Origin of the sequence: Promicromonospora sp. NPDC050880, from assembly GCF_044456525.1 — a bacterium.
Lineage (GTDB): Bacteria > Actinomycetota > Actinomycetes > Actinomycetales > Cellulomonadaceae > Promicromonospora.
In genome coordinates this window covers 40,438-55,374 of record NZ_JBITFV010000023.1, presented here as the reverse complement: position 1 = coordinate 55,374, position 14,937 = coordinate 40,438, and the positions used below count along the sequence as shown (strand labels likewise).

General features: G+C 73.6%; 14 protein-coding genes. 8 read left to right on the top strand and 6 right to left on the bottom strand.

The annotated features are described in order from the left end of the window. From ACIBBF_RS23840 to ACIBBF_RS23830, 3 genes are read right to left on the bottom strand one after another with little or no spacing between them, the layout of a single operon-like run. Positions 1 to 576, bottom strand: coding sequence for a tripartite tricarboxylate transporter TctB family protein (locus tag ACIBBF_RS23840; protein WP_397418430.1), 576 nt, complete (start codon positions 574 to 576; stop codon positions 1 to 3). After that, entirely contained in the window at positions 573 to 1,553 is a 981-nt protein-coding gene (locus ACIBBF_RS23835) for a Bug family tripartite tricarboxylate transporter substrate binding protein (RefSeq protein ID WP_397418428.1), read from the bottom strand. Before ACIBBF_RS23835 ends, ACIBBF_RS23840 begins: the two co-directional genes overlap by 4 nt. Beyond that, positions 1,550 to 1,927 carry a universal stress protein gene (locus tag ACIBBF_RS23830; RefSeq protein WP_397418426.1) on the bottom strand — a complete coding sequence of 126 codons (378 nt, stop codon included), beginning with the start codon at positions 1,925 to 1,927 and terminating at the stop codon, positions 1,550 to 1,552. The genes ACIBBF_RS23835 and ACIBBF_RS23830 overlap by 4 nt, the downstream gene beginning before the upstream one ends. A gap of 208 nt (positions 1,928 to 2,135) precedes the next feature. On the opposite strand from ACIBBF_RS23830, the gene ACIBBF_RS23825 reads away from it, so the two are divergent. The 4 genes from ACIBBF_RS23825 (at position 2,136) to ACIBBF_RS23810 (ending at position 7,095) form a co-directional block, all read left to right on the top strand. Then, positions 2,136 to 2,903 (top strand): IclR family transcriptional regulator, encoded by a 768-nt coding sequence (locus ACIBBF_RS23825; protein ID WP_397418424.1) that lies wholly within the window; start codon positions 2,136 to 2,138, stop codon positions 2,901 to 2,903. After that, positions 2,900 to 4,108 carry a CaiB/BaiF CoA transferase family protein gene (locus ACIBBF_RS23820; protein ID WP_397418422.1) on the top strand — a complete coding sequence of 403 codons (1,209 nt, stop codon included), beginning with the start codon at positions 2,900 to 2,902 and terminating at the stop codon, positions 4,106 to 4,108. The genes ACIBBF_RS23825 and ACIBBF_RS23820 overlap by 4 nt, the downstream gene beginning before the upstream one ends. Then, positions 4,105 to 4,950 (top strand): citryl-CoA lyase, encoded by an 846-nt coding sequence (locus ACIBBF_RS23815; protein ID WP_397418420.1) that lies wholly within the window; start codon positions 4,105 to 4,107, stop codon positions 4,948 to 4,950. Before ACIBBF_RS23820 ends, ACIBBF_RS23815 begins: the two co-directional genes overlap by 4 nt. Positions 4,951 to 5,151: 201 nt before the next feature. Further along, on the top strand, positions 5,152 to 7,095 hold the full coding sequence (locus tag ACIBBF_RS23810; RefSeq protein ID WP_397418418.1) for a chorismate-binding protein: 1,944 nt from the start codon (positions 5,152 to 5,154) through the stop codon (positions 7,093 to 7,095). A gap of 21 nt (positions 7,096 to 7,116) precedes the next feature. Here ACIBBF_RS23810 and ACIBBF_RS23805 read toward each other — a convergent pair whose 3' ends face one another. After that, complete coding sequence (locus ACIBBF_RS23805; protein WP_397418416.1) at positions 7,117 to 7,743, bottom strand: LysE family transporter; 627 nt, start codon at positions 7,741 to 7,743, stop codon at positions 7,117 to 7,119. A 94-nt stretch (positions 7,744 to 7,837) separates the two neighbouring features. Between ACIBBF_RS23805 and ACIBBF_RS23800 the strand changes: the two genes are divergently transcribed. Together ACIBBF_RS23800 and ACIBBF_RS23795 are read left to right on the top strand one after the other, a co-directional pair. Then, entirely contained in the window at positions 7,838 to 8,152 is a 315-nt protein-coding gene (locus tag ACIBBF_RS23800) for a hypothetical protein (RefSeq protein WP_397418414.1), read from the top strand. Between the two features lie 43 nt (positions 8,153 to 8,195). Beyond that, a complete protein-coding gene (locus ACIBBF_RS23795) occupies positions 8,196 to 8,843 on the top strand; it encodes a hypothetical protein (protein WP_397418412.1) in 648 nt (215 codons plus the stop codon). A gap of 122 nt (positions 8,844 to 8,965) precedes the next feature. Here ACIBBF_RS23795 and ACIBBF_RS23790 read toward each other — a convergent pair whose 3' ends face one another. Next, positions 8,966 to 9,457: an NUDIX domain-containing protein gene (locus ACIBBF_RS23790; RefSeq protein ID WP_397418410.1), complete on the bottom strand. Its 492-nt coding sequence runs from the start codon at positions 9,455 to 9,457 to the stop codon at positions 8,966 to 8,968. A 491-nt stretch (positions 9,458 to 9,948) separates the two neighbouring features. Between ACIBBF_RS23790 and arfB the strand changes: the two genes are divergently transcribed. Then, positions 9,949 to 10,395, top strand: a complete 447-nt coding sequence (gene arfB / locus ACIBBF_RS23785) for an alternative ribosome rescue aminoacyl-tRNA hydrolase ArfB (RefSeq protein WP_397418408.1) — start codon at positions 9,949 to 9,951, stop codon at positions 10,393 to 10,395. Positions 10,396 to 10,427: 32 nt separating this feature from the next. On the opposite strand, the gene ACIBBF_RS23780 is transcribed toward arfB, so the two are convergent. Beyond that, positions 10,428 to 11,387, bottom strand: coding sequence for a pyridoxamine 5'-phosphate oxidase family protein (locus ACIBBF_RS23780; RefSeq protein WP_397418406.1), 960 nt, complete (start codon positions 11,385 to 11,387; stop codon positions 10,428 to 10,430). A 237-nt stretch (positions 11,388 to 11,624) separates the two neighbouring features. Here ACIBBF_RS23780 and ACIBBF_RS23775 point away from each other — a divergent pair, with 237 nt between their 5' ends. Continuing rightward, complete coding sequence (locus ACIBBF_RS23775) at positions 11,625 to 14,891, top strand: family 78 glycoside hydrolase catalytic domain (protein ID WP_397418404.1); 3,267 nt, start codon at positions 11,625 to 11,627, stop codon at positions 14,889 to 14,891. Positions 14,892 to 14,937: the final 46 nt, after the last annotated feature.

The window sequence follows — 14,937 nt, the reverse complement described above, 5'->3', positions numbered from 1 at the left end:
TCAGACCCCCGCGAGGATGCCGGCCGGCAGCGGGAGCCCGAGGCCCCCGGCGAAGGCGAGCTGGATGACGGACGACAGCGCGAGCCCCGCGCCGACGTTGACGAGGTGCCGGGACGAGCCGAGCCCGTAGGAGACGCCCGTGAACAGCAGCGCACCGCTGACCAGCCAGCCGACCGGCTCCAGCACCAGGATGAAGACGGCGAACGTACCGACCACGATGCCGACCTGGCGCCAGTCGATGCGGTCGGCGTCCGTGCCTGCCCCGGTGCCTGCCCCGGTGCCGGCCCCCGCGTCGGCGTCGGGCGCCTCGGCAGGTGCCGGCCGCAGCCGCCCCCGCACGCCCTGCACCAGGAGCAGGAGGCCAACGGCGTAGGCGACCACGGTGACGATCACCGGGAAGAACCGCGGCCCGGGCGGGCTCGCGCTGGGCGAGACCGTCATGGTCACCGTGCCGTAGGTGAGGTACGCGGCGACCACGAGGACCACCACGGCGAGCGGGACGGAGCCCCGGTCGGGCCGGGCCGCCGCGGCGGAGGGGGTGTGGGCCGTCGAGACGGCGTTGTCGTTGCTGGTCACAGTCCGAGCTCCTTGACGACGTCGGTGATACGGCCGATCTCCCCGTCCAGGAAGCCGCCGAACTCCTGGCCGGTCTGCAGGTTGGGGACCCACTTGTTGCGGTCCACGGCGTTCGCCCACTCCGGCGTGGCGACGGTCTCCTCGATGATGGCCTCGAGCTCGGCGGCGTCCTCCGGGGAGATCCCCGGAGGTGCGACGACGCCGCGGAAGTTGGGCAGGTAGAGGTCGTAGCCGGCCTCCATGAAGGTCGGCGCGCCGATGCCGGGCACGGGCTCAGGCGCCGAGAGGGCGAGGATGCGCAGCGAGCCGGCCTCGATCTGGTCGGCGAACTCGTTGTAGCCGCTCATGCCGGCAGCGACGCTGTGCGAGAGGAGGGCGTTGACCGCCTCTCCCCCGCCGGCGAACGGGATGTAGTTCACGTCAGCGGGGTCCACGCCCACCTCCTGCGCGAGCAGGCCGGCGGTCAGGTGGTCGGTGCCGCCCACGGAGCCGCCGCCGATCGAGACCTGGCCCGGGTTCTCCTCGAACGCCGCCACGAAGTCGTCCACGGTCTCGAACGGGGAGTCGGCGGGCACCACGAGCGCCACGTAGTCGTCCGCGAGGTGGGCGACCGGCGTGGTCTCCTCCAGGCGGTAGGCGGAGTCGTTGACCTCGATGCCGCCGATCATCACGGTGCCGGTCACCATGAGCACGTCGTCCTGACCGTGCATCTCCATGAGCTGGCCCAGGCCGATGGTGCCCGCCGCACCGCCCGCGTTGACCACGCGCGGGTTGGTGACGATGCCGTGCTCACGCATGGCGGCCTGGAGCTCGCGCGCCACGGTGTCCCAGCCGCCGCCGGGCGCCGCGGGAACCAGCAGGGTGAGGCCGGACCGTGCGCCGTGCACGTTCCCGGACCGGTTGGCCTGGATCCCCGCCGCCACCACGAGCGGGACGCACACCAGCAGGGCGACGGCCGCCCGGATGCCGCGCCTCACGAGCCCGCCCGCCCGTCGGCACCGGCCGGCACCTTGACGGTGAGCACCGGCACCGGCGCGTCGAGGATGAGCTTCTGCGCCATCGACCCGAGCACGAACTTGCCGAGCGGGCTGCGCCGCCGGGTGCCGACCACCAGCACCTCGACGTCCTCGGCGGCCACGGCGTCGAGCACCGCGTCGGTCGGGTCCTGGTTCGGGTCGCGCGCGACGTGGCGCGCGGGCGTCCCGTCCAGGAGGGGTGCGACGTCCCCGGCGGGTTCGGCGCCGACGTCCAACCACAGCAGCGCGGTGCCGCGGCGGCGGGCCTCGGCAGCGCCTTCGGCAAGTGCGGCGCGACCCTCAGGGGTCGCGCTCGCGACGACGAGTACGGACACGGGTGCCTCCTCAGGCGTGGGGCTGGAGCGATGCGCGGGTCGCGGTCGTGACCCCGACGTCCAGGACGGGACCGGCGTTCGTCGTCATCGTTGACTCCTCCATTGCGTACCACCAGACGGTTCGACAGTTCTGCCTGGTGGTACGGTGAGGCTACGTGAGCGAGATTCGGTCTGGCAACCCGGCAGGCCCCACGAGCAAGGAGACCTGGTGACAGAGGCGACGACGGGCGGTGACGGGGTGCGCAGCGTGCACCGCGCGCTGGACCTGCTGGGCCACTTCGACGAGCAGCACACCTCCCGCAGCGTCCGGGACCTGGTCGAGGCCAGCGGCCTGGCCAAGTCCACCGTGGTCCGGCTCGTGACCACGCTGGAGCACGCCGGCATGCTGTGGACCCGCGGCGACGGGCGCATCGTGCCCGGCGTCGGCCTGATGCGCTGGTCGCGGCTCGCGCAGGCCACCTGGGCGGTGCCGCCCGAGGCGATGGACGTGCTGCGGCAGCTCGGGGTCGACTGCGGCGGGGAGTCCAGCCGCGTCTACGTGCGCCAGGGCGCCTCGCGCGTGTGCATCGCGCAGCAGGAGGGCACGCAGCAGCTCCGGCACGTCGTGCGCGTGGGCGACGGGATGCCGGTCGTCCTCGGCGCCACCGGGCACGCCCTCCTGACGGGGCTGCCGGCCGAGCAGGTCGCGGCCCTCGGCGCCGCCGCCGGCCGCGGCCCCGACTTCGCCGCAGGCCTCGTCCGGACCGTCGAGCAGGCGCGGCAGCAGGGCTGGGCGGCGAGCCACGGCGAGCGCGAACCGGGCGTCTCCGCCCTGGCCGCGCCCGTGGTCACGTCCGCGGGCGACGTCGTGGCGGCCGTGGGGCTCGGCGGCCCCACCAGCCGGTTCACCCCGGACCACCTCGACGCCTGGCGGCCCCTGGTCGTCGAGGCGGCCGGCCGGCTCGCCGAGATCCCCTTCTTCGGGGGCATCGCGTGAACCCCACCGCGCTCCTGGACGGCGTGCGGGTGCTCGACCTCACCAACGTGCTGGCCGGTCCGTTCGCCAGCTACCAGCTCGCCCTCCTGGGCGCCGACGTGATCAAGGTGGAGATCCCTGGGGCGGGTGACCTGGCCCGTCGGCTCGGCGCCGACCACGCCCTGAACGAGGCCGGGACGGGCGCCTCGTTCCTCGCGCAGAACAGCGCCAAGCGCTCCCTCACCCTGAACCTGAAGAGCCCGGCGGGCCGGGACGTGCTGCTCCGCGCCGTCGAGGGCGCCGACGTGCTGGTGGAGAACTTCCGCCCTGGCGTGCTGGACCGGCTCGGCCTCGGCTGGGACCGGCTGAGGGCGACCAACCCCCGGCTCGTCTACTGTGCCGTCTCCGGTTTCGGGCAGGACGGGCCGCTGCGCGACCGGCCCGCCTACGACCAGATCGTGCAGGGTGTCTCCGGGATGATGAGCGCCACCGGCACCGAGCAGACCGGGCCGCTGCGCGCCGGCTACCCGGTCGCGGACACGCTCGGCGGCATGACGGCGGCGTTCGCCGTCGCCTCGGCGCTCGTGCACCGCGACCGCACCGGCGAGGGCGTGCGGCTGGACGTGTCGATGCTGGAGTCCGCGATGACGGCCATGGGCTGGGTCGTGTCCAACCACCTCATCGCCGGCCAGGACCCGGTCCCGATGGGCAACGACAACTTCACCGCGGCGCCGTCCGGCACGTTCGCGACGGGCGACGGGATGCTCAACATCTCCGCCAACGAGCAGCGCCAGTTCGTCACGCTCTGCCGCCTGCTGGGACGGCCCGACCTGTGCGACGACCCGCGCTTCGCCGAGCGGTCGGCGCGCAAGGTGCACCGCCGGGAGCTCACCGCGCAGATCGAGGCGGCCCTGGCCGGCCGCCCGGCCGCGGAGTGGGAGACCGTGCTGGCGGCGGCGGGCGTGCCCGCCGCTCGCGTGCTCAGCGTGCCCGAGGCCCTCGCCCAGGACCAGGTCCGCGCGCGGGGCTTCGTGCACGACCTGCCCTTCCCGGGCGACCCGGACCGTGACCTGCGCGTGCTCGGCAGCCCCGTCCACGTGGACGGTGCCGCCCCGGTCCCCGCGCACGAGCCGCCCCTGCTGGGCGAGCACACCGACACGATCCTGCGCGAGCTCGGCTACGACGACGCCACGATCGCCACGATGCACGAGGAAGGAACCGTATGAGCAGCCCCGCGTTCCCCACCGCCGAGGAGTACGAGGAGCGGGTCACCGGGTGGTGGCGCACCGGCATCACTCGTATCCGCCCCGGGGAGATCCTGCTGCGCGGGTACCCCGTCGAACAGCTCGTCGGCACCATCACCTTCGTCGACCAGATCTGGCTCATGCTGCGCGGCGAGCTGCCCACCCCGGCGCAGAGCCGCCTCCTGGAGGCGGCCCTCGTGTCCGCCGTCGACCACGGGCCGCAGGCGCCGTCCATCGCGGCCGCGCGCATGGCCGCGACCTGCGGCGTCGGGCTCAACAACGCCGTCGCGACCGGGACCAACCTGCTGGGCGACGTGCACGGCGGCGCCGGCCAGCAGTGCATGCAGGTCCTGGCCGAGGTGCACCGGCGCGCCGAGCAGGGCGAGGAGCTCGCGGCGGCCGCGGCCGGCCTGGTGGCCGAGTACCGGGAGCGCGGTGAGCACGTGCCGGGCTTCGGGCACCGGTTCCACCCGCGCGACCCGCGCCGCGACCCGCTCCTCGACCTCACCGCCCAGGCCGTCGACGACGGCGCCGTGACCGGCTGGGCGCTGCGGGCCGGGCAGGCGGTCGAGTCGGCGCTGGCCGCCGGGCGCGCCCGTCCCGTGCCGATGAACGTCGACGGGGCCACGGCGATCGTGTACAGCGAGCTCGGGTTCCCTCCCGAGCTCGGGCGCGGCCTGTTCGTCCTGTCCCGCAGCGTCGGCATCCTCGCCCACGCCTGGGAGGAGACCACCGGCGGGGCACGGATCAAGGGGCCGATCCCGCGCCCCCTCCTGGCCGGCTACGACGGGCCCGGTCCGCGGGACCTGGCCGACCGGACGTGAGCGGTGGACATCGCGCGCGGGCACGGCTAACGTTCCGGCCATGACGTCGCCCCGCATCTGCCTGGACTGGTGGCCCGCCGACTAGGCGGGCTCGCGACGCATCCACTCACACGTCCACGACCGCCTCGCCCGAGGCGGTCGTTTCGTGTTCCCCACGAGGCTCCCGGTTCGGGTCGAGCACCCCGAACCGAGAGGCCCCGCATGTCCCACCACCCTGGCTCCGCCGGCCCGCACCCGCTCCTGGACCGGGTCCTGACCTCCGACGGCTCGCTCCCCTTCGCCCTCCTGCGCCGCCACGGCGGCACCGAGGTCGAGGTGCTGACCGGTGACGTCGTCGACGCCGACCTGCTGCGGGACATCCCGCTGGACGGCGCGCCGGTGCTCGCCGTCGTCCCGTACCGACAGGCCCGCGAGCGCGGCTTCACCGTGCACGACGACGGCGCCCCGCTGCGCTGCCTGGTGGTCCGCGAGTCGGAGCGGGTCGCGCTGCCGGACGCGCTCGCCGCGCTGCCGCCCGAGCCCGTGGCGGCCGAGCCGCTCGGCTTCGACACCCCCGACGACGAGTACGCGGGGATCGTGCGCCGCGTGATCGACGACGAGATCGGGCAGGGCGCCGGCGCCAACTTCGTGGTGATGCGCAGCTTCGAGGCCCGGACCGACGCGGCACCGGTGCCCACGCTGACGTCGTGGTTCCGGGCGCTGCTCACCCACGAGGTCGGCTCGTACTGGACGTTCGCGGTGCACGTCCCGGGGCCCGGCGCTCCTTTGGCCCTGGCGGGCGCCACCCCCGAGCGGCACCTCACCCTGCGCGACGGCGTCGCCCGCATGAACCCGATCAGCGGCACCTACCGGCACCCGGCGTCGGGCCCCACGCGCGAGGGGGTGCTGGACTTCCTGCGCGACACCAAGGAGAACGAGGAGCTCTTCATGGTGGTCGACGAGGAGATGAAGATGATGAGCGCGCTCTGCCCGGACGGCGGGCGCATCGTGGGCCCGTACCTCAAGCAGATGGCCCGGCTCAGCCACACCGAGTACCTGCTGGAGGGCCGTACCGCCGTGGACCCGCGCGAGGCCCTGCGGCTGACGATGTTCGCGCCCACCGTGACCGGGTCGCCCATGGAGAACGCCTGCACGGTCATCGCCCGGCACGAGACGCGCCCGCGCGGCTACTACTCGGGCTTCCTCGCCCTCTTCGAGCCGGACGGCGCCTCGGGCGGGTACTCGCTCGACGCCCCGATCCTCATCCGCACGGCCTACCTGCACGACGGCGGCCGCGTGACCGTCCCCGCCGGGGCCACCCTGGTGCGGCACTCCGTACCGGAGCACGAGGTGGCCGAGACCCGGGCCAAGGCCGCCGGGGTGCTCTCCTCCCTCGGGCTGGTGCCGCGCGGCGCGGCGCCCGACGCCGTGGTCGACCTGAACGCGCAGGAGGGCGTGGCCGAGGCGCTGGCCGTCCGCAACGGGCAGCTCGCCGAGTTCTGGGTGCGACCGCAGGACACCGCCGTGGCTGCTCCCGAGCCCTCGTCGCTCACCGGGCGGGACGTGCTGGTGGTCGACCACGAGGACCAGTTCACGACGATGCTCGCCCACCAGCTGGGCCACCTGGGCATGAACGCCCGCGTGGTCCGGTGGGACGCCGTGGACGACGTGCTCGCCGCGGACCTGGTCGTGCTCGGCCCCGGTCCGGGCGACCCCCGCGACCACGACGACCCCCGCATCGCCGCCGTCACGCGGCGGATCCACGAACGCGTCGCCGCGGGCCGCCCGCTCCTCGCCGTCTGCCTGAGCCACCAGGTGCTCGCCGGGCTCGCCGGATTCCCGGTCCGTCCGCTGCCCGCCCCGCGGCAGGGCGTGCGGCTCGACGCCGACGTGCTCGGCACCACGGCCGCCGTCGGCTACTACAACACCTTCGGCGCGTACGTGACCACGCTCGCCGCCGACAACCCCGTGGCCCGGCTCGCGCTGGAGCCGTCGGTCGACGCCGACGGGGTGCTCACGGCGCTGCACGGTCCCGGGGTCGCCTCCGTCCAGGGGCACCTGGAGTCGGTGCTCTCGGCGGACGGGATCGCGGTGCTGGAACGCCTCGTGCGGCACGTGCTGGAGGTGCCGGACGGGGTCGGCCGCGGGGCGCTGGGGGTGCGGTGAGGACGGCGTCCGACGCCGGCGTCAGTGCATGACCGCGAGCAGCACCCCGACGCCCACGAACAGGCTGCCGAACACGCGGTTGACGACCTTCGACCCCGACTCGCCCGCCGTCAGGCGGCCGAGGCCGCGCGCCGTCGTGGCGAAGAAGAACCACATGACCACGACATCGATGACCACGACGGTCGCGGCGAGGACGGCGTACTGGCCCACCAGCGGCCGGTCGGGCCGCACGAACTGCGGGACGAACGCCAGGAAGAACACGATCGCCTTCGGGTTCAGGAGGTTCACCATGAGCCCGCGCCGGAACATCGACCAGGCCGGCTCGCGCACCCGGGCACCGCCGGCGACGTCGGTGCCCGCACCCGGGCGGGCGAGGAACTGCCGCACGCCGAGGTAGACCAGGTAGGCGGCACCGGCGTACCGGATGGTGTCGAACAGCCACGGCGTGCCAGCGACCAGCACGCCGACCCCTGCCGCGACGACCACGAGGTGCACGAGCAGCGCGAGCTGCTGCCCGAGGATGCCCCAGATGGACCGCGCCCAGCCGGAGGTCATCGCGTTCGACATGGTGTTGATGGCACCTGCGCCGGGCGTGAGGGAGATCAGCACGCCCGCGCCGACCAGGGCGAGCCAGAGCGAGAGCGACACGGCGTCAGCCTAGGGGAAGGTCGAGGCACGCTCGCACCCCCTCGGCCGGCTTCCCGCGTTCGTCGACCCGGCTTCCTCCGCTGATACTGAGCCGATGCGCGAGCAGCTCGTGGAGCAGTGGTCACTGGACCCCGGCACCGAGGTCGTCCCGGCCGGACCGCACCTCGAGATCCACCGGTGGGCAGGACACACGGGCGGCCCGCCGATCCGTCTGATCGTGACGGACGACGACCTCCGGACCTTCGCCGAGGACCTGGACATGGAGGACCTGGCCGCGGTGTGGCCCGGCCGTGACCGCGTCTGGACTGCCTTGGCGCTGCTGTCGGTCTGGGTCGAGGAGACCCTGGCGACGCAGCCGTGGCCGCGCGAGCTCCGGCTGGTCGACGGAGAGCTCGTCGTCACCGCCTAGGACCTGGGACAACCCACCGGGCACCCGCTGCGTCCTAGTAGTCATGAGACACACACACGAGAAGGCACGCTCCATCCTCCTGACGTCCGCCCTCGTCGTCGGCCTCACGGCGGGTTCGGCGACGGTCGCCGGCGCCGCCCCCGCGGCTGTGGCCTGCTCCGCAGCCTCCGCGCACGCCCCGGGCCAGGCCGCGGGCCCGTGCGACCCGATCGGCATCCCGATCGATCTGGGCGAGCCCACCGAGGGCGCGACCGACACCTGGCAGTCCACCGAGACCGACAGCGTCGGCTACAAGGTCCCGGCCGACTGGGACGGCCGGGCGATCGTCGGCGACGGCGGCAGCGGCCACGAGTGGGAGTCGCCGGAGGTCGCGGTCTCCGACGAGTTCGGCGACCTGCACTGGCGGGTCCTGGTGCAGTCCCCCTTCGTCTCCCAGGAGATGCCGGACCCGAAGGAGCTGAACAAGCTCGGCTACCACGCCACCTCCATCGACGTCGAGGGCGCCTCGGAGGCCGTGCTCACGGCCGCGCAGACCGGGCACTGGGCCGACCCGTCGGTCCAGACCATCGACTTCCAGGTCTACGTCCAGTCCGCGGCCACGGGGATCGTCACCCGGTTCATGGGTGAGCTGCCCCCGGGCGCGGAGGGCCAGTTCCTCCTGGACAACTTCGTGCCCACGATCCAGCCCTGACGCCACCACCCCTCACGAGGGCGGGGCCCGGCGATGCGCCGGGCCCCGCCCCCGGTTCCTCCCGGACCGTGGAGCCACGCACTACCGTGCACAGCGAGGTGCCCGTGACACGAACGCGGCGCTCACCCTGCACTGAGCGCGAGCACCTCCCCCAGCCGGTCGACGAACGCCGCCTGCGCCCCCACCACGACCCGCCGCGCGTCGTCCGGCGCGAACCAGGCGACGCGGTCGATCTCCGGGATCTCGATCTGCCGGCCCGACCGCGGCGGCCACTCGATCTGGACCGTGTTGCTCGTGATCCGGGTCAGGTCGGGCCCCGGCGACGGCCACTGGCGCGCCCAGGCGAGCACCTTCTTGCCCGCGCGCTGGCGCACCTCGCCCAGCTCGACGTCCGGGGCCGTCGAGGCCGGCAGCTCCAGACCGAGCTCCTCGCCCGCCTCGCGCAGCGCGGCTGCGTGCGGGTCCTCGCCGGGTTCGAGCTCACCCTTGAGCACCGTCCAGGAGCCCGCGTCCTTGCGGGCCCAGAACGGCCCGCCCATGTGTCCGAGCAGCACCTCGAACGCGCCGTCAGGGAGTCTCCGGTAGGGCAGCAGGCCCGCGCTCGTCGTCGCCATGCGCCCCAGTCTCCCGCGCGCACCGGACGGCGTCGCGACCACTATCACAGCGCCAACCATTTCGCGCTTTACCTACTAATATCCCTTTCCCGTTGCAGTGTCCGTGTCAGGTGCTTAACGTATGGAACGCGAACACAGTTCGACTCACGGGCAATCGTCCGTGATCCCCATTATGTGAAAGGTCTCGCACATGACCCTCGTTGACATCGTCTCGAACCTGCTCGACAACCTGGGCTACACCCTGGAGCAGATTCTCTGCCTGCTGGGCCTCTGACCTGCCCTGACGGGTAGCAGAGCTGGAATCACTCCCCCAGCGGCCGAGCCCCTCTCGCGGAATTCCGCGAGAGGGGCTCGCTTCTTTTGCGCTGACGCAGACACGTGTGCGTTGACGCAATCTTCGGTGCTTTGGCTGGACATTTCCGCGATCCATTTATATGGCGACGAAGAATTATCTGCGTGACCGCGAGGCGCACCCCTGGGAAGATGGCCCCATGCCGTCCCCCGTCCGACCCGGCCTCGTCGTCAGCCCCGGGCTGACCATCCCTCGAGCCGAGCTCACCGAGCGCTTCTCCCGCTCCTCCGGGCCCGGCGGCCAGGGCGTGAACACCACCGACTCGCGCGTCGAGCTCACCTGGGACCTCCAGGCTTCCGCCGTCCTGAGCGAGGAGCAGCTCCGTCGGCTCACCGAACGGCTCGGGCACCGCCTCACCGGCGGCGTGCTCACCGTCGTCGCCTCCGAGCACCGGGAACAGCGGCGCAACCGCGACGCCGCCGCCCGGCGCCTGGCCGCCCTCGTGGCCGACGCACTGGCCCCGGGCCCGCGCGCCCGCAAGGCGACGCGAGCCACCCGCGGGTCGCAGGAACGACGGCTGACGGCCAAGCGGCAGCGGTCGGACACCAAGCGGCTGCGCTCGTCGCGGCCCGGTCGCGAGGACTGACCCGGTCGCGAGGACTGACCCGGTCGCCGGGATCAGCGCGCCGCGTTCTCCGCGTCCACCCGCGCGTAGATGTCCTTGAGCTCGCCCCACGGGACCTCCGGCCGCTCCAGACCCCGCGCGTCCAGGTAGGCCTGCGCCCGCTTCCGCAGTCCTCGTGCCATGCGGACCGTGGACGCCAGCCCGGCGGGCTGGATCCCGTCGGCCACTCGTTCCGGACGGAGCACGGAACCACGGGGGCTCTCGACGAGCTCGCCGACGACGGCGAAGCTGCGCTGCGCGGCCAGCAGCTCGTCGTGCCGGTGGAACAGCAGGCTCGCTCGGCCGGGCTGCGCGGCGGAGCCGGGCAGCAGGAGCCCGCCGTCAGCAGGTTCGGGGACCACCCGGTCGAGCGTCGGGTGCCCGGCGTCGTCCAGGCCGGCCAGGACTGCGCTGGTGAAGCCGGCCAGCTCGCCGGCGAAGGGCTCCGGCACGCCCGGCACGGCGGGTACCGCGAGCGGCGAGGGCGCGGGCACCGGGGCGGCGCCGGGCAGCGGCGGGCGGGCCGTGACGGCCGTCGGCGTCACCGTGATGACCAGCCGCATGTAGTAGACGTCCATGAGCCGGCGGGCGAGCCACCCCGCCGACAGCGCCCGCGCGGAGGGCTGGGCGCGCGAGACGCGCTCCCAGAGGTCGGCGTTGCGCGAGAACCGGGTCTCGATCTCGTCCGCGCACTCGGCCACGCCCTGGATCAGGACCTGCCCTTCGCCGTCGAGCCCGCTGCCCGTCGGGTCGGAGAAGAGCAGGGCGACGTGCGGGTCGCGGCGGACGTTGAACGCCTTCTGCGGGAACCCGATCGACGTCGAGACCACGAAGGCCTGGTCGTCGGGGCGCCACACCCCGGTGACCGGCCAGGCGATCGGCATTCCGGACCGCGTCACGGTGGCGAGCTCGCACGTGAGGTAGGTGGACATGATGCGGGCCTGGGCCGGGGCGACGAGCTGGTCGTGTTCCATGGTCTCTTTCCGGTGCGGGACGGCGAGCGGGACGGGCCCAGCCTTCCATGCACCGGCGCCCGGGCCGGACGCCGTGGTCCATCCGCACGACGTCGTCAGATCTCGGCACGCCACCTGCGGTTATCCGCCGCACACCCTGGCGGCGGGCACCCGGTCGCCCCTACACTGACGCACGCGTTTTGAAACGTTGCAATGGTGCTCGCTTTCTCACCGCACACGCCTGGAGGCGTCATGACCGTGGACCGCAGACTGTTCCTGAAGACCGCCGGCGTCGCGACCACCGCGGCCGCGCTACCCGTCACCGCCGCTCCCGCCACCGCCGTGCCGGCCGGCCAGGCGCCAGGCCCGGGTGCCGCCGGCGCGGTGCGGCTGACCGAGCCGCTCGTCGAGAAGAAGACCGGACCGCTCGGCATCGACGTCGGCCGTCCCCGTTTCTCGTGGACCGTCGAGGCGGACGGACGCGGCGTGGAGCAGGTGTCCTACCGGCTGCGCGTCAGCACGGGCGGGCAGCGCCCGCGCACGGTGTGGGACAGCGGGGTCGTCCGGTCGCGGGAGTCGGCGAACGTCGAGTACGACGGGCCCGCGCTGCGCGCCGCCACGGACCACACCTGGCGCGTGGACGTGGTCACGACGCACGGCACGAGCACGACGACGGCGGCCTTCCGCACCGGCCTGTACACGGACGCCGACTGGGCCGGGGCGGCGTGGATCGGCAACGAGCGCGGCCCGGGCCAGGTCACCGACCTGACCTTCGACGGCGCCCTGTGGATGTGGGCGGCCGAGGGCGAGCTGGCCGGCCAGGACCGGGCGTTCCGGATCGTCCGGGCCGCCCCGGAGGGCACGTCCGCGACCCGGGCCGAGGTGCTGGTCACGGCCGACGACTCGTTCACGCTCTGGGTGGACGGCGCCGAGACGGGGTCGACCGAGCCGGCCGAGAACGGCTGGCAGTCCTCCCGCTTCGTCACGGCCGAGCTGTCCGGGGACACCACGGTCGTGGCCGTCCGGGGCACGAACGACGCGGTCAGCGCGGGGGCGGTGCTCGCCGTCGTCCGCCTGACGTACTCGGACGGGTCGACGGCGACGCTCACGTCCGGGAGCGCCTGGAAGGCCGCGACGGACTTCCCGGCGGACTTCGCGCGGCCGGACCTGGACGACTCCGGCTGGGACCAGGCCGCCGAGATCGCCGTCTACGGCTCGGGCCCGTGGGGCCGGGGTGTCCGGCTCCCGGTGCGGGACCCGCTGCCCGCGCCGCTGCTGCGCCGGGAGGTCGAGGTGGGGCCCGGTCTCGAGCGCGCCACGCTGTACCTGGCCGCGGGCGGGTACGCGAACGTGTCGCTGAACGGCGCGCCCGCCGACGACAGCGTGCTCGCACCGGGGTTCACCGACTACGACGACACCGTGCAGTACACCGCGACCGACCTGACCCGGCGGCTGCGTCCGGGCCGCAACGCGCTGGGCGTCGAGCTGGGCCGCGGGTTCTACGGGATGACGGGCGGCAACGTCTGGCGGTGGGAGGCGCCGCCCTGGCACGACGAGCCCGTGGTGCGTGCGGTGCTGTACCTGGAGTACGCCGGCGGCCGGGTCGAGCACGTGGTCACGGACACGACGTGGCGCCTGACCGCGGGGCCCACGGTGTTCGACGACCTGTACGGCGGCGAGGCCTACGACGCCCGCGAGGCCGTTCCGGGCTGGGACACGGCCGGGTTCGACGACGGCGCGTGGGCGCCCGCGTCGACGGCGCCGGGCCCGCGCGGCGTGCTGGTCAACCAGCGCCAGCAGCCGATCGAGGTGATCGAGTCGCTGTCCGCCGTCGAGGTGACCGAGCCCGATCCGGGTGTCTACGTGGTGAAGTTCCCCCGGGTGCTCGCGGGCTGGGTGCGGTACACCGCCACGGGTCCGGCCGGGACCACGATCCGGGCGGCGCACGGTGAGAAGCTCACGGCGGCCGGGCGCGTGAACCTGAGCAACAACGGCGGGTTCCAGGCCGGCTTCCAGACCGACCGCTTCACCCTGGCCGGCACCGGGCAGGCGGAGACGTGGGAGCCGCGGTTCTCGTACAAGGGCTTCCAGTACGTCGAGGTCACCGGGTGGCCGCAGGACGGTCCGCCGCCCCTGTCCGCCTTCACGGCGCAGGTGGTGCACACGGCGGCCCGCGAGACCGGGTCGTTCGACAGCTCCAGCGAGATCATGAACCGCACCCACCGGGCCCTGGTGGACACGCTGACCAACAACATCCACGGCATCCCGACCGACACCCCGATGTTCGAGAAGAACGGCTGGACGGGCGACGCCGCCGTGGGCGCGGAGATGTTCCTGCTGAACCTCGACGTGCACGAGCTGTTCGCCAAGTGGCTGCGTGACGTGCACGAGACCCGTGACGAACAGGGCCGCCCCCTGGTCATCGCGCCGAGCTCCGGCGACTGGGGCGAGTGGGGCGTGTGCCCGCCGTGGCACGCGGCGTACGTGATGATCCCCTGGTGGCTCTACCAGTACGGCGGCGACACCCGCGTGCTGACCGACTGCTACGACGGCATGAAGCGGTACGTCGACCTGGAGTTCGAACGTTCCCAGGGCGGCATCGTGCCCGACGCCCGCCTCGGCGACTGGGTCAGCCCCGAGGCGAGCCCCGCGGGCGGCAACGCGCCGGAGGACCTCCGGGTCTCCGCCACGGCGTTCCTGTACGCGATGACCACCTCCATGCGGCGCAGCGCCGGGTTCCTCGGCCGGACGGCCGACGTGGAGCACTTCGCCCGGAACGCCGCCACGATCAGGACCGCCTTCAACGACGCGTTCCTCGACCCGGCCGCCGGCTGCTACCGGGGCACCGGCGACCGCGGCTACCGGCAGACGCACAACGTGCTCGCCGTGGAGTTCGGCCTGGTGCCCGACGCCGCCACGACCCGGCGGGTCGTCGACAGCATCGTGGCCGACGTGCGCGCCAAGGGCACGACGCTCAACACGGGCGTGCTCGGCACGAAGTGGCTGCTGCCGGTGCTCACCCGGCACGGGCACGCCGACGTGGCCTACGAGCTCGCCGTGCAGACCGCGTACCCGAGCTGGGGGTACATGATCGAGAACGGCGCCACCACGATGTGGGAGCACTGGTCACGGGAGGCCCGCTCGTACGGCCACTACTTCCTCGGCACCGTGGACGACTGGTTCTACCAGCACGTGGCCGGCATCCAGGCCTCGCCCGAGACCGGGTTCCGGGACATCACGATCGCCCCCGCGGTCACCGGGCACCTGGACCGGGCGAGCGCGTCGGTCCGCACGCCGTACGGCACCGTCGCCAGCGCGTGGCGCCGCACGGGCGGCCGGCTCCGGCTGGAGGTGACCGTCCCCGTCGGAGCCACGGCGACCGTGCGTCTGCCCGTCCCCGACCCGGCCACCGTCACCGAGCAGGGCCGCCCCTTGCACCGCGCAGCGGGCGTCACGGACGTCCGGGCGGAGGACGGTGCCGTCCTGGTCCAGGTCGGCTCGGGACGGTACATGTTTGCGGCGTAGCGACGGTGCGGCGTAGCGACGGTGCGGCGTAGCGACGTACCTGCGG